Consider the following 15,950-nt stretch of genomic DNA (forward strand, 5'->3'; position numbering starts at 1 on the left):
TTAAGGTAGTATAAAAAAAATTTATTACGTTATCTTTGTCAGGAATATTTTGCTCTAAATTTAAAGAAAAAGATGGTTATCCCTAAAGACGAATTAAAGGAATTTCTTGAATCAAAAGTAATTCAGTACAATACTGTAGCATTCATTGAGCCAGACCCAGTTAGTGTTCCTCATAGATACTCTTTAAAAGAAGACATTGAAATTGCTGGATTTTTAAGTGCTACGATTGCGTGGGGAAACAGAACTATGATTACTAAAAACGGACATCGAATGATGGATTTGATGGGTAGTTCACCGTATGATTTTGTCATGAATCATCAGGAATATCATTTAGAACGGTTAGAGGGTTTCGTCCATCGAACATTTAATTCCGATGATTTTAAACATTTCATCACCGCTTTAAAACATATCTATATTAATCATGAAGGACTAGAAGGAATTTTTCAAAAGTATCAGACAGAAGATTCTTTACAGCCAGCTATTTTTGAATTGCATCAAGCGTTCTTTGAGATTCCGCATGAGAATAGAAGTCGGAAACATGTTGCAAATCCCAGTAAAGGTTCCGTTTCGAAGAGACTGAATATGTACTTAAGGTGGATGATTAGGCAAGATAATTCAGGTGTTGATTTTGGAATTTGGAACATTAATCCATCCAAACTATCGTGTCCTCTAGATGTTCACAGTGGAAATGTTGCTCGGAAACTTGGATTGATAAATCGCAAGCAGAATGACGTAAAAGCTTTAACTGAACTAGATAATAATTTAAGAGCTCTTGATGTCAATGACCCAGTCAAATATGATTTTGCATTATTTGGTTTAGGAATATTTGAAGGATTCTAATAAGATGACTTATTTTTTTTTAGTAAAAAAATTCCCAGGAAAATTTTTGAACGTCTCATCATACCCCCATATACGAACCAAAACCACCCCCTCCCATGGGGTGGGTAACGGGGGGAAGGACTCCACGGGGGGAAGGGTTGGTAGCTAAATTAGTTTAAACAGAAATTTAAATCTGGCTTAAACTTTTGCTCTGGTCTATGGAACTGAACAATTAGCGAAACCTTTCCTTTCTCTGAAAGAAGAAAATAGTTATATACACAAATGTGTCTCTCGAATTGTCGATGTAAACGTCTTACATCAGCCTTTCTATTAACGTCAATATAAAAATTTATCATTATTTCATCAGGACAATTAGGACGACTATTATGTGTAGCGAAAACTTCGAAGCTTCGACAATTGTACAGCACCATTAGTGTTTTATAAATCTTAAAAATGTTTATGTTTCCCATTGATTATATCATTTTACGGTTAGACATTACTTTTTTTACCTTAATAATAGTTGCTGATGATGCTCCAGTAATTTCAGAAACTTCACGAATCGTTAGTCCTTTGACAAGTTTCTTCTGAATGGTTTGGTGTCGCTGCAATAACTTTTCATCGGACTGTGTGCTTCCAAGCTTTCTTCCAGTGAACTTCCCTAATGCTTTTCCTATTGCAACACCTTCAGCGGTTCTAATCTTGATTCGGTTACGCTCCATTTCGCCAATGCTAGCCATAACAGAAATGACCAACTTGGCCATTGGATTTTCTTCACCGTTATCCAATAGCGTAGTGAATCCTTCTTTGAGAGATTTCAAATTTATTCCGTTTTTTGTAAATGTTTCGATGGTGTTTAGAATATCTAAAAGATTTCTCCCAAGACGGTCAATTGAATCAACGATGACCATACCACATTCTTTAGCATCCGTCATCTCGTCAAACATTCGATTTGCCTCTGGTCTTTCAAAGAAGGGAACGTTTCCTTGAATCTTTTCCACAAATACATTTTTGACATCGTAGCCAACATGATTTTTGAAGTTTTCTAGTTGTCGACTTGAATTTTGTTGGGCCGTTGAAATTCGAGAGTAGAAGTAATACATAGGATGGAAATTTAGATGATTATTGCTTTAGTTTTAGGCTCTCAATTTTAATGAAACATATCTACAGCTGTTATTGGGTTGGTTGATATTAAGGTGATTCATTATAAGGTTATAGTCTAAAACTAAAACCTTTCACAAATATTCAAGATATATTTTTCACGTGCAAGTAAATGTATTAATATCCTGGTTCACAAGTGTTTATTCTTTATTTTAGCTTTTTATCTATAAACACACAAAATGGAAGACGCTACTACCATATCAAAAGACGGATATAAATTACACATATTGGGTCTTCAAGTTAGAGAAACTTACCTTGGCAATATTTTGGCTGGGCAGCCTAATTTAGAAGACAGACAAAATCTTTTAAAAGAACTGTGTTGTCCAAAAGAATGGCTAGCGAAAAAATGTATTTACAATGAAAACGATTTTGATTTAGATAAACCGTGGAGAAAATATACAGTTTGGATACTTGCGGAATGTTACGAAGAATTAAGTAATAGTGAGAATATATTAGCCTATAGTCAGCTGGCAGTTGCATTTACTTTAGACAATATGTTGGACTATAACATCAAAGAACTAATTAATATTGGTTTTGATAATATTGATTGGGAGATGAACGCATACGAACTTCTGATATAGTTTATGTTGTAGGCTTTTAACTGTAAATTGAACATTGCTTAAAAAGCTTTAACTTTCATATTAATTAGTAATAAATTGTATCTTGGTTACTCATTTCAACACTGGAAGAAAATAAGGTCAGTTGAAATGTGAGGCATTTGATATTTATCACTAAAAATAATTACGATGACAAAAACAAAAAAGGTTAATTTGAAGGAAATAGTTGACGAACTAAATATACACTTGCTTGAAAAGTATAATTCTTTAGAAATGAGAAATATATTTATTGAATTTGGCAATGAGGACAGTCAAGACCTTTTCATTTTAGAACCGCCCCATTATAACGTTATAGATATAACATTTCGTGGAATAGAGATTTATACTACGAATCATGAAGATTTGGTGACAAGGGAAGAAATAACGGATTATATAAAAGAGTGGTTCAACATTTATATTGAGGCCTTGCAACATTTGAAGTTTTAAAAGAGTGAAAAAGTTAATTTAAAATGGCAGTTCGATAATGCGAATTAGTCTTTTATTTTATTTGGATTTGTTAGAATTTCCTAAATAAAAGAAAATAGTTATTCCGATTGTATAGCTAATCATTGGAAGTCAATTTGCTCTAAACTTAAGTGTATGAAATTTCTAAAATCATTATTCAAAAATAACGCAAATACTGAAGTGAAAGTTACTGTTGTAGCACAAGAAAGTAGTGGTGATATTGTTAAAGTTAATACCGATGACGATAAAGAAAAGCTTGAAGATATTCTCTTCGAAGATAAATATCGGGATATGACTGTCGATGAAATATACACCATTATTGAAAAAAAGGATTTGTATGGAGAAGAATTGTCACATGCCGAACAAAAGTTTTTTGAAGATAATGGTTGGAGTCAATTATTATTAATGATACATAGAGAGCATACTCTCGGTCGGTCCTTGGCAATAAGAGGCTTACTGGATGGAAATTATCAGCAATTACTAAATGAGAGTGGAAATCCTTTTAAAGAATTTGTGAATTTTGCGATAGAGTATTTTAAAAAATTAAGTACGGCCAATCCTGAGGAAGCTCAGGCAAGATTGCTCCATTACTTTCCACTAATGCATCCATACATAAAAAACCATATTATAAAGAACACTGGTGAAATATTAGTCAATGTGGATTGTGACCATGCAGAGGCATTTGATGAATTTTTAATCTTTTCCAAAGCCTTCTTTCTCCAATCTTACCCTATTAAGAAAAAGCGAGATGCTGAAATAAACCAACATTTTATAAGAATGAGTGGTGAATTAATTAACTTCATCGAAAGCGATACTTAAAAAATTAAGGTTTGAAATTAACAGATTTACCAATCAATTGAATATCAAACCCAAATTTTATAATTGCATAACAACTGTTTTACTTTTTACCTTAGATAATCTAGTCTCCTTTGCATTTCATCAACTTTCATTTGATTTCCATTTCTTCCGTAACATATTATTAGATTTTTTAGAGCATCATCATTGTTAGGCATTAATTTTATAGCTTGTTCAAAAAATGAAATAGCACTTGTTATATCATCATTTCTATAGGCATTTGCTCCACGATTATTAACTTCATCACTTTGTCCTGCTATTTGCATTTTCTCTGGCATTGACATAGTTGTATTCCAACGTTGGATAAAATTTTTAAAATTGTCAAATTCTGAATATTCGTTTAGAGCTTCAGAATGTTTTACATCTTGCGCCTTTTTATACTCTATGTCAACATTTCTGTCATGCATGTGCAAAGTAACACTATCAATAATATTGTTAGATTTATGAAGAGTTAAACCGTAATCAGAAAATGAAGCTCCCATAGCGTCAGTTCCAAAACCACGGAGAACGATTTTTGAATTGTTGTTCTCGATTATTTTCATACGTTTTTCCGCCATTTGAATGTTATCACCCCATACTGGATGATTGCCATTCATGTTGTACATTGTCACATTGAAAATTTTATTATCAGTAGTTTTTACTCTGATTCCTCGCCACGCTCCTTTATTGGTTGCATTGGTTGGTTTCCCATTTTCTATTCTAATGTGGTCGTCAGATAGAAATTTAAAATCCGTCAAATCAATCTTGGATTCCTTCTTGTCGCTCGATTTAAAAAAGTCAAATAATCCCATTTTTTTTCGTTTTTTTAATATTTTGTTTCGTTTTTTTTAGTCAAGTTGATGCTGATTTTATTGACCTATATAGTCATGAAGTAATAATTTGACTTTCACTATTATATTAAAATTATCATCAATCCCTGCAGATTATTATATTCAACTTAATAAGTTAGTAATCTAGAATTTTACGATGGTGTGCATAATACGTTTCTATAATCTTAAAATAATTTTAAGTCCTGTTTATAATCTTCTCGCAAACCTTCTTGAATATATTTATCTACTTCATACTTTAAGTTTTCATCAAGCATCATGTCTCCCATCATTTCGTAAACTTGAAAGTATTTAAGAACTATAGTGTTGAGATATCCTGCTGGAATATGCTCATTCCTTTGCTTTGATGCTTCTCTAAATGCGGAACCGACCCTTTGATAAATTTCAATGATTTTTTGGTCGGATGTTTTAGAAGTAGGTGCCATATTATTCGCAGCAGCAATGCTACGATAACCATTAACTATTAGCGGTCCACCTAATGCTTGAGCTTGTTCAAGTAGCGTTTTTGGTTGTTGTTTCTTTTTGAAAAAGTCAAATAATCCCATTTTTATTACTTTTTATTAGTTGTTTTTTATTTTTTGTAATATTAGTTTATGTTGACTTTCTTGAAATCGACATTGACAAAGAGTAAAATTAAATATTGACTCAATCGTTGCAGATTCTGCCAATTAACTTACTATTATTTATTGTCAGAAATTAACATTAATAACGTTGTGAAACTCGACAGTTATGCACATAAATCATTTCTTAATTAATACTTTAAAAAAGTCACTTCACAAGCCTTACAAATTCTCTTTTCTTGAATGTACTCATTGACATCATACCAGCCACCAGTTTTCTGCCAAATGTCTAAACCTCTTCCGAGTACTATTTTCCAACCGTTATCCATCACAATAGAACGGTCGTGAATGTTGTCATCGAACTCATAACTAAAAATAATTCCGATAGATTCTAACGAATATGTCATTTGTTCAAATGCTTCTTTTGCACCATCAATATAGTCTTCATTGTTACTCGTAACAAGGTGAAGTTTCACTTCTGTGTCTGGGTCTTTCTTTTCCGAAATAAGTTTCGCCAGTTCCATGAAATTTCTCAATTGGTATGGTAGTCTAATGTATGGGTCAATTATTTTGTAGTCAGTAGCGTTGATAAAATATGCTCCAAAAAGCATGTCATATGAAATACCAGATTGGTTATCTCGTATTAACTTTTGCCCACCTTGTAATTCAATCTGTGGTTCTTTAAGTAGTTTTTTAGGAATTGAAGACTGCAATACTTGTTCTGGACTATCTGAAATAAAGGTAGTTTCTTGCACTGGTGTTAGGTGCTCCAAAACTTCCAAAGTTTCAACGGTAATTTTTTTGCCATTACTTTTGATGGTGTAACTGAAATCAACTTCTTCAAAAGTTTCATCCATATTCTGAAGTTGAAGTTTCACTCTTTTTCTGCATTCGATTGCAAAATCAAGCAACTCTTGCATATCCTCTTCTGATAATTCGCCATGCGGATAAATCACTTTGGCCAATCCAGCGAAGGTCTTAATTATCGATGTTTTATCCCTTGTAGTAATGGTGTCGGACAATTCAAAATACTTGGCGTATTCGTTCGTACGGTCCTCTTTTCTTAGCTCTTTTAAAATTTCTGCCAAATAGTCAACGATAAACCCATAGTCAGAAGTAAACATGTCGTTTCTCAACTTTTGAACTTCCCATCCAGGCAAGTACGCATGTATTCTGTCTAAAAAAGCAGTATCATAGTAGTCTTTTGGTAAAGCTTCAAACAAATTGCTATGCTTAAGCATATACGGAACGCTGTGGTCCGTGTTTCCTACAAATACCATAGAAGCTGAAGCACCGTAGACTTGCGTCCCTCTAGAGAAGGATTTGTTAGCCATGTAGTTTTTCATGATGTCAACAAGTCCTCTGTCCGTATTTTTTGTTTTTCCAGCAAATTCATCGTAAGCAACAACATCCCAATAACCAACCAAACCAATCTCACCAGAACTATTATTTACAAATAGTTTTGCCTTTGAAACTTCACCACCAGAAATCAACATTCCGTGTGGTGAAAGCTCAGAAAATATGTGTGATTTTCCTGTTCCTTTCGGACCAAGTTCAATCAAATTATAATTGTTTTCCACAAATGGAACAAGGCGAGTAAGTTGAAGCAATTTGGAACGAAAAGTAAACTCTTCAGGATTCAATCCCATAGTTTGTAGCAGAACATCAATCCATTCTTCCTTACTAAATGCTTTTCTTCCTTCTTTAAATTCATCCAAATCGCTGATTGAAATCTGGATGGGTTTGATACTTTCAATAATCCATGGTGAAGTTCCTCGTTCGTCCGTTGAAACGTAACCTAGGGTAAGAATACACCAAACACCTGTAGATAATAATTTTTGATGTTCTCTAATTACTGAATCTGCTATTGGAATTGCTTTAAGTCCGAGGTTTGCAAAGTAGGCTTCGTACTGGTCTTCTTTGTCATTCAGTTTTACTGAAATTTTGTCAATTATTCTGTGCGAACCTTTTTCACGCACCGTAGACTTTATTATCTGAGCTTCGTCACGATGTACAAAGTGTTTGGATATAATTGTCTTTACTGTTTCAACGCCTTGAATGATTGTTTCTTCATCGCTAGTTGCACAGTATTGTCCGAGTAAGTATTCCAAAACATAGATTGGTACGATGGCGTTTCCTTTAACCAATTTGGTTAAATCTTTTCGTACTACTTTGCCCCCAAAATATTCGTTTAATTTTAAATCTAGTTCCTTCATGGCTTAAAATTCATCAAAATCGTTAGTGAATGAAATGTTTAGTGTATAAAAGTATTCTTTATAAGTCTTCCACTTTGACGAGCCTTCGACAGGTTCTTCTAAGATTAATTTTACTCGTTGATTCTTGTATTTTCCACTTGCTTTCGAACTGAGCTGGAATCTGTGCTTAACTTCTCTTTGGCGTTCACTACCATCTTCAATATCAAAATTATATTTAAACTGGTCGCTTAATTCTTCACCATCTTCAGCCTTTATCGTTGTTCTCAAAATTCGAGGTAAAACTTGGTCACTTACTAAATTCGTTTGAATAAATGAAACTGCAAGAATATTAGTCGTAATTCTGTCCAACGATTTAATAATGTCGATTTCAACTTGTGTAGTTGTGTCTTGTCTTGTCTTGGTAATTTTTATTACAGGAATAACGATTTCCTGAAGTGAAGCTCCACCATGAATAAAACGAGAGCCTGCACCTTTAACTCGAAGTCGATTGATTGATTTAGGAACTAGGACATCGATATCATTTGACAGACCCAATTGAGTTCCAGTGAAGGATTTTGTAGCGTTATCTGACTTCAAATCTTTGCCAATAACAAATCTTCTGTTGTCTTTCCATATTTCACCGCTGTGCTTTGAATCGCTAAAATCACTTTCATCAAGTTCGTTATGTTGGTAGATAAAGCCATGGTCAGAAGTAACAATCATATTGTAACCATTCATATTGTTGATTTTTTTCAACATTTCGAATAGGAATGTGAATTCGTCCTCTACAGCATCAAATACTTTTTCTTCAGTAGTTTTATCATCACCCGTTTTGTCAATTCGATTATGATAAATGTAAATCACATCATAATTCTTTACAAAATCTCTACCTTCTTTTGATGAATTCATTTTCATAAACTCTTCTGCCTTAATTGCAGTCGCCCTAGGTCCTAAATTAGCTTCTAAAATCTTTGTGCGACCTTGGATGCCACTAGTAGATTTCCCATCAGCTAGAACCAAGTCAGTTCCTTCCTGAATAGAAAGTTCTTTGTGAGGAAGAAGCGAAGCCATCCCAAGCTGTGTGTAAGATGGCAAACTCGAAACCAAATGCGATATTGAAGCCTCAAATCTATTTTCTGATTGAAGTCTTTTTGTAAATTCCACACCACATTCATATCTAAATGCGTCCGAAATTATAATAAATATACGTTGTTTTTTATCTGCAATAGGCTTGACATGGATGTCAAAAAAATTTCGCTGAGCAACATCTGAATCTTTAGTCCAACTGCTCAATCCGTCAACTACAGTTTGCCAATTGTTATTATAATTCAACAGCCAATCATTAGAATATACTTTTTCAATCTTAACCGCTAAGTCTGCTAATATTTTGTTTTGGCTGGTTTTTCTATAGTTCCAGATAAATTTTCTGTAAAGCAGGTCAACCTCATAAAGATTTGATGCATAATCAGCTGTTCCCTCTTCAAAAGAAGTATACTTTGTATGAGAGTGTTTACGAATTGCCGAGATTAAATCCGAAGCGAAAAGGATACTGTCATAGAAAAATTCTACTTCAGAATACCAATACTTATTTTCTCTTTGCTTCACATATTGAGCTATCTTCTCGCTAGAAATCTGTTCTGAAATTATCAGTTCAATTAATTCGTGAATAACCTTTTTATCAATTAACTTAAAAATATCATCGTCAACAATTGCATCGATTGAACTACTGTATAATTTGTTTTCAACGTCAATATCTAAAGCTATTTTAGAGGATAGTCTACCAAAACTTTCACGGTATTGAATGGTATCTTTCCACAATGAAAGTAACAACCTCGATTCCTTTGCAATCCCAGTATTTTGCCCCAGTGAGAAGTTATTGTTGAACACTTCTAATAAGAAATCGTAAATAGATGGATTCTCATTGAGGTAATTGTACTTACGCTTAATTTCTCCCCAATAAAATGATGATAAATTATAGCGTTCAAGGTCCTTGTCAAACTTTTCATTGCCGTCTATATAAGAAAAACCATGAGCATGAATATAAGTAACCAAGCTAACGTTTTCTGTTCCAAGTGTGATGGCCAGCATCTTGTATTTTATTTCTTGAAAATCATCTCCGTCACCTAAGTATTCTTTTAGTTTCAACCTGCGTTCTTTTGCTTTAAAGAATTCAATATGATTTCCAACAAAGTCCTTTAAATGGTAACCCAATCCCATCTCTTGGAGAAACATTGCCTCTTGGTCCGTATGAAATACATGATGTGCTAATTCTAAATCCAATAACCAATTATCTTCATTCGCAGGTTTTTCACCAGTGAAATAAAGTAAAAACTTTTCTTTTGGCTGTTTTTTACAAACGGCATGCTTCACCTCAAATTCATTATGTTGCACATGAATCTTAGTGACATGCTCCAGTTCCAATGACTGGAACTGGTCTGTCAACTCTTCCTTTTCATCGTACCAAAAAACAATACGGTGCTTGTTGAATAACTTTGTTAATGCTTCAGCTATTTTGCTCATTATTTTACGAAAAATACTATGATTATTATTATCGCAAGTACAATATTTACGATTAGACTTTGTTTATGCTTTGCATCGATTTTATCAGAAAGAAGTTTAAACTCTTTGGCAAAATCAAGTTCTGAAATTTCACTTTGCAAACTTTTCAAACTGCTGTCAAATGAAATTAATCCACTTTTTACGTTGTTAATTTCGCTTATCAATTCTTGATTAGATGTTTTTAGCAACGATGTTTGTTCATCTAAAGTTGATAGCAAAGTGCTTTTAAGAGTTTCTACTGTCGATTCAAAATCTTTAAGACTTGATTCTAGACCTTCTTGAAAATGAACTTGATTTGTTTTTAATTTATCTTCTAATTCTTTAATTCTTAAACCAGATTGATTCGAAACCTGTTCTAATTCTTTACCCAAGCTTTGATTTGACGCAGTTAGTGAACTCAACTGTTCATTTGACTTTGACTCAAAGCTAGCGACTAGTTTTTTAATTGAAGATTCAAAACTCTTTATGTATCCTTGCAAATCCTTTTGGAAACCAACTTGGTTCTCTTGCAATTTGGAATCTACTTCTTGAATCCTAGAATCTGATTGATTTGAAATCTTTTTCAAATCTGCTCCAAAAGTTTTGAAACTTTTGTCAATGTTTTCCTTAATTGCTTCTTTATCTATACCTACACCATCTGAAATTGTTTCGATACTTCGTAGAACATTTGTGAAGGAATTAATTAGCTGTTCACTCTTTTCTGCTATAGTATTGACCTGTGTACGAGCTGATTCTATTTTTGCTAAGCTATCTTGTAATTCTACAAGTGTTTGTTGTATTGCTGGATTATTCATTGATTTCTAGGTATTTATTTTTTATCGTACGTAATTGATTAGCGTGTATTAAAAAAGTCGTTTCATCGATTAAAGTTTTTAAATCATTTTTCTTAATATGGCTTTTGATAAAAGTATTAAAACTTTTAAATAGTGTCCAGAAACTCTCTTGAGAATCCATTCGAGATGAAAACTCAGTCATTCCTTCCGAATATCTAGAGACTAATTGCTCTTGTAGGCCTTTGTTGTTTTTCATTCCCATATAAGCTAGACAGAAGACTTCTAATAGATATAACGCTGGATTACTATCCGTTAATGACCTACTAATTAATCTCACAGCACCGTATAAATGTTTAATATTATCTAGAGGTGTACCGACACCAACTATATCATCATCAATTACACGTGTATATTTAAACAAAATTTCTTCACTAGAAATTTTACCACCATCGGTGTCGATTACTAATGAAAAAGCTTCACCATTATCTGCAACGTAATCACTTTTCGCATATTTCGAATTGAAGTAATAGTAGATAAAATCTTTTAAACTCTCATTTCTTTCAACCCATGTAACACTTTCGTCAACACCTTCCATGCAAAAATTTCGCATGTCGTCTATAGCTCTCTTTCTTTTTTCTGAAATCTTATCGTAAACGAATTCGGTCAAGTAAGCAAGACACTTATAAATTTCTTTAGAAAGTTCATCTATATCTTCAGATTTAAGGACTATTTCTGTAACTTTAACTAATTCTGCATCTGCTCGTTCGTCCGTGTAATATCGTAATAAAAACCGCTTTAAACCTTGATAATATTGGCCTAACTCTTTTCGCTTTGTAACAATTCTGAATTGTCTTGTAGAATAGTTTTGAGTAAAATCTTCTATTAACTCGATGCACACCATTCTATAAATGGCTTTTGACAAATCTGTAGAGTTTGTTTCATTATAAGGTATAAAAACTACTATTTCTTCATCTATTGAAGCACTTAAAACTGTGGAGAGAAAACCTGTTTTTTCAGTTAGAGTTGTACTTTCCCCATCTTTGGTTTCAATAAAAAGCTGATTGGTATTTAAAAGTTGATGCATAAACCTTTTTTCAATGTTGTCCCCTTTGAAGGATTCGTTGAAGAAATACATTACGGTTTGATAATCAGCATTTAGATATTGGAAATATTTTTTACTTAAATTAAGATTTTTTGCTTTTAAATCTTGAATTAATTCAACTTCCGATTTCCAGCCTCGACTTTCATTAGTAGCTTTTCTTAAATTACATCTTGTAAATTCAGTACAAACTTCACTACAATTATTAAAGCCAAACATCACATTATCTTTCGGACAAAAAAGCTTTACAATATCTTTATTTGGTGTTGCATATTGCCAAAATTGCTCTGGAACTGTTATTGCATAATGTGATAATATTTCCTTTAAATCCTCTTTCCTAAACCATTTACCTTTAATAAGTGGTATAGGAAAAACAGGCGACAAATATTTTCGACTGACTTGAGCTAGGGAATAATCTGAAACGAGAATAGTAGACAACGCAATCTTTTTATCTCTACCAGCCCTTCCAGCTTCTTGTACGAATGACTCAAGAGAACTTGAATAATTCATGTTTACAGTAAATCGAACGTTAGGCTTGTCAATTCCCATCCCAAAAGCTTTAGTCGCTACCATTAAAGGGCTCCCATTTTTTCTAAACGTTTCTAGATTTGCCATCGAAAGATTGTCATTATCTCTACCTGAAAAAGAAGCAACATCCGTAAAGCCTTCCTGTCTTAAGTTAGTTGTATTCACTTGTACAGATAGTCCAGTTCCTTGGACATGAGGACAAAAAACAATACCAGCTTCCTCATACACTTCTTTTTCAGCATAATAATCAGATGTGATAGGAATTTGAAGATTTGCATCAATTCCCTCATCGTTATTCTGCCTCTCGACAAACCTACTTTTTATGTAGTCGACATTGGCTACTGATTGAATTTCATTCAAATAATCTGGGATTTTCTTGGTGTAATCCTTCAGGAAATTCGATTTTGAATCAAATGCTTTCCAGTGATTAGTTATATTTAGTGCTTTGGCAAGATGAGGAGCAAGTTGATGATTCGGGTCAAAGAAACCATCGTCTTCAAAATCAACTTCAACCTTTTCCACCTTGTATTGTAATTCCAGTCTATTGGTGTTCTCGTAGCGAACAATAACATCGGCATCTAGGACAAATGAACCATTACCTGAAAGCTCTCTCTCAACGTCAGCTAGAACGTCAAAAGATGCAGTCGCTGTTAAACCAAACAATGATATCTCTTTGTCTTTTCCTTTAACGTAATTGTATAAATTTCTCCCTAGGTGTAAATATGAAAATCTAAAATCGTGTCCCCATTCTGAAACACAATGCACCTCGTCAATCACACCATAGGAGAAGTATACATTGTAATCGTGCATATTTTTTAGTCGCTCTCTAAAGCTCGCAATCGCAAGTCGTTCTGGCGATAGAAATATAATCTGTACTTGTGAAGACTCTAGCTGTCTTTCTCGAGATTTTCGTTCTGAAGTGGTCAAACTTGAGTTGAGATAAGTCACACAATCTATTCCACTGCTAATAAGTCCATCATACTGGTCCTTCATCAAGGATTTAAGTGGGTCAATTACCATCGTGATTCCTGGCTGTAGTAGTGCAGAAATTTGATAAGTAAGTGACTTACCACCACCAGTTGGAAGTAATCCTATAACAGGAAGATTCTGTAAAGCTCTATCTAAAATAGGAAGCTGTCCTGCACGGAAAGCATCTTTTCTGAAGAACAATTGAAGAAAATAAGTTAAATTTTCTTTTGCTCGAGCGTTCTCTATAAAAACTCCTTGAGAAGTTTTCTCAACTAAGTTTTTATACTTTATAACATTTGATGTGTAAATCCCTCTTGCGGTACGTTTAGATTCTATAGAACGGATATTAAAGTAGCAATTGTTTTTTACTGTATACTCGCTGAATGATTCAATATCGATTGATGTAGTTTTTAATATAGCGTGAGTAACCACCATGTCAAAAGCCATTGACCGCAATTCGTTCGTAGTATTTCTATAAACTTTTCTACAGTGTAATTTTGATTCAAAAAACGAATTATTACTAATTACAAACAGCTCTATTTCTGGCAATCTATAATCGTTATATTCTTCTGAAAGCTGGATTAAATTATCAAATGTGGATTTGAAATCTTCAATCGCAAGATTTGCAAAGGGAACATCTTTTTCCTCAACTAGTATTTTCCAACTACCCGTATCCATGGGAAGATGTCCAGTTATTATTGCTTCTACAATAACTTTCTGAAACCTAGCAATGGCTATTGGAGTAAAAAGTAATTGAAGCTGAACTAAATCTGCTGAATCAATTTCAAGCTCGTTATCTAAATATTTCTCAAATATCTCAAAATCTATATCGAATTCTGAATCAGGTTTTAGATTGAATTTAATTTCGCCATATTTGATATCTCTTTGAGTTAATTCAAATGCACTTTGAAATTGCTCTTCAATGTAAACGCTGGTTTTAGTTGGTAGGCCTCGACAAATAATGTTGTTCAACACTGCTAACACAGGATGAACATCGTCATAAACACTAGCACCTAAATCGAATGGAACTGCTACTTCAAAACTTTGCAAATTACTGCTAAACTCGATTTGCTTTTGACCTCTATTGTTGCGAAGCATATCCAACTCATAAGCAGAATGAAATTGTACAGTTGGATAGTATTCGATAGGAATAAGATGTCCTCTTTCATTACGTTCAAGTTTATAAATTCTACCCTTGTAAGTCCAGTTTCTGTTTTTAAAATTCGTTTCCTCGAATTCGTATAAGTTATCAATTAAATCGTCATCAAAATATCTAAAAAAAGCATCAATTCTCTGATTCGTTGGATTTAAAGGCCCAACGCAAACCAAAAAATTATCTGAAATAACCGTATTATCAATAAGGTTGGCCAAATGTTTTAAATCAATTTGAGCAACATCCAAAATATTTGAAAATATGTGAATCACAATCCGTTCAGAATTCGATGATATTTCATCTGCTGTAATATCTTCGAAAAAATGTGGAATTGTAATTAACTCAACTGACGCATCAACTAAACTATTGACGTGAATCCGAGCTCGCTCAAGAGCTACCGCTGAAGGCTCAATTAAAGTGATTTTTTTTATATTGGAAGTAGCGTCTTTCTCATTTAAGAAATCAATGAAATTTATCGTACCCATTGCTTGTCCGCAACCCCAATCTATGATTTCAATCTGTCTCTCGTACGCAACTGATGGAAGTTGTTGAAAAGCGTCCATTAATTTAGCTTGGTGCATATTACCATACGAGAACAAGTACTGACACATCTGCTCATGAGTCTGCAAAAGTGCCGTTCCTCTATCGAGCTCTTCCCACAGTTTGTCCCTTTGAAATCTGCTCAAATGTGAAAGCTCATCTGATGCAATGTTTCGGATTGCACTAAATGAAGGATTGATTAAGGCGTGTAAATTTCTTTCGTAACTCATTTATTTTATCACCCTAAAAGTTAAATTAATACGCTCTTTAGTAATGTTTTTTTGCTTTGGAACTTGGTGCTTCCAGAAATGCTGTAGTTCTCCTTTCATTAAAAGTAGACTTCCATGTTTCAACACAATTTCATGTTTCTCTTGAGTATCGTTATGTTTCAATTGAAATTTGCGTTCAGCTCCAAAGTTTACCGAGGCGATGATTGGATTTCTACCAAGCTCTTTTTCAGCATCTGTGTGCCATGAAATTGAATCGTTTCCATCTCGGTATCGATTAAGTAAAACACTATTAAACTCAACCTCACTAATGGGTTCTATCAATGATTTGATTTGCAAAAGTTCTTCCGACCAAGCATGCGGATTTAAAGTGATTCCAGAAAAAGAGTACGCTTTATCATTTTCACCATACCATGAAGTAAGTCTGGGAAACAACACTTGCTTTCCATACATATTCATGCTTTGTTGTTGCCATTCAATATTGTTTTTGAATGCCTCTAAATAGCGGTCAGCAGTTTTTGTGCCTAAGAAATTTGGAATGTAAATGTATTCTCCGTTTTGTAATACAGTGCTGTCTCCGTTATTGGGAGTTTCTTCTCCAAACATATCTAACTGGCTCATATTTTT

12 protein-coding genes are annotated in these 15,950 nt (G+C 33.5%); 4 read left to right on the forward strand and 8 right to left on the reverse strand.

The window, feature by feature from the left end:
• The first annotated feature begins 78 nt into the window (after positions 1–78).
• A complete protein-coding gene (locus H602_RS0114400; protein ID WP_026978637.1) occupies positions 79–840 on the forward strand; it encodes a TIGR02757 family protein in 762 nt (253 codons plus the stop codon).
• A gap of 452 nt (positions 841–1,292) precedes the next feature.
• On the opposite strand, the gene H602_RS0114405 is transcribed toward H602_RS0114400, so the two are convergent.
• Positions 1,293–1,919, reverse strand: coding sequence for a recombinase family protein (locus tag H602_RS0114405; protein ID WP_026978638.1), 627 nt, complete (start codon positions 1,917–1,919; stop codon positions 1,293–1,295).
• Between the two features lie 237 nt (positions 1,920–2,156).
• Between H602_RS0114405 and H602_RS0114410 the strand changes: the two genes are divergently transcribed.
• The 3 genes from H602_RS0114410 (at position 2,157) to H602_RS0114420 (ending at position 3,857) form a co-directional block, all read left to right on the forward strand.
• Positions 2,157–2,558: a hypothetical protein gene (locus tag H602_RS0114410; protein WP_026978639.1), complete on the forward strand. Its 402-nt coding sequence runs from the start codon at positions 2,157–2,159 to the stop codon at positions 2,556–2,558.
• A 249-nt stretch (positions 2,559–2,807) separates the two neighbouring features.
• Positions 2,808–3,020: a hypothetical protein gene (locus H602_RS0114415; RefSeq protein ID WP_157505089.1), complete on the forward strand. Its 213-nt coding sequence runs from the start codon at positions 2,808–2,810 to the stop codon at positions 3,018–3,020.
• Between the two features lie 153 nt (positions 3,021–3,173).
• Entirely contained in the window at positions 3,174–3,857 is a 684-nt protein-coding gene (locus tag H602_RS0114420) for a hypothetical protein (protein ID WP_026978641.1), read from the forward strand.
• Positions 3,858–3,943: 86 nt separating this feature from the next.
• Here the strand turns inward: H602_RS0114420 and H602_RS19450 are convergent, their stop codons facing one another.
• The 7 genes from H602_RS19450 to H602_RS0114455 form a co-directional block, all read right to left on the reverse strand.
• A complete protein-coding gene (locus tag H602_RS19450) occupies positions 3,944–4,684 on the reverse strand; it encodes a tetratricopeptide repeat protein (protein WP_051224557.1) in 741 nt (246 codons plus the stop codon).
• A gap of 203 nt (positions 4,685–4,887) precedes the next feature.
• Positions 4,888–5,265 (reverse strand): hypothetical protein, encoded by a 378-nt coding sequence (locus H602_RS0114430; RefSeq protein ID WP_026978642.1) that lies wholly within the window; start codon positions 5,263–5,265, stop codon positions 4,888–4,890.
• Between the two features lie 206 nt (positions 5,266–5,471).
• A complete protein-coding gene (gene brxL / locus H602_RS0114435; protein WP_026978643.1) occupies positions 5,472–7,496 on the reverse strand; it encodes a BREX system Lon protease-like protein BrxL in 2,025 nt (674 codons plus the stop codon).
• 3 nt (positions 7,497–7,499) lie between these two features.
• Positions 7,500–9,995: a BREX-1 system phosphatase PglZ type A gene (gene pglZ, locus H602_RS0114440; RefSeq protein ID WP_051224560.1), complete on the reverse strand. Its 2,496-nt coding sequence runs from the start codon at positions 9,993–9,995 to the stop codon at positions 7,500–7,502.
• Positions 9,995–10,828 carry a hypothetical protein gene (locus H602_RS0114445; RefSeq protein WP_026978645.1) on the reverse strand — a complete coding sequence of 278 codons (834 nt, stop codon included), beginning with the start codon at positions 10,826–10,828 and terminating at the stop codon, positions 9,995–9,997. The genes pglZ and H602_RS0114445 overlap by 1 nt, the downstream gene beginning before the upstream one ends.
• Complete coding sequence (locus tag H602_RS20550; RefSeq protein WP_051224563.1) at positions 10,821–15,326, reverse strand: DEAD/DEAH box helicase; 4,506 nt, start codon at positions 15,324–15,326, stop codon at positions 10,821–10,823. The genes H602_RS0114445 and H602_RS20550 overlap by 8 nt, the downstream gene beginning before the upstream one ends.
• Positions 15,327–15,944 carry an alpha-ketoglutarate-dependent dioxygenase AlkB family protein gene (locus H602_RS0114455; RefSeq protein ID WP_026978646.1) on the reverse strand — a complete coding sequence of 206 codons (618 nt, stop codon included), beginning with the start codon at positions 15,942–15,944 and terminating at the stop codon, positions 15,327–15,329.
• Positions 15,945–15,950: the final 6 nt, after the last annotated feature.

The sequence above is a fragment of the Flavobacterium tegetincola DSM 22377 genome, assembly GCF_000425485.1.
Lineage (GTDB): Bacteria > Bacteroidota > Bacteroidia > Flavobacteriales > Flavobacteriaceae > Flavobacterium > Flavobacterium tegetincola.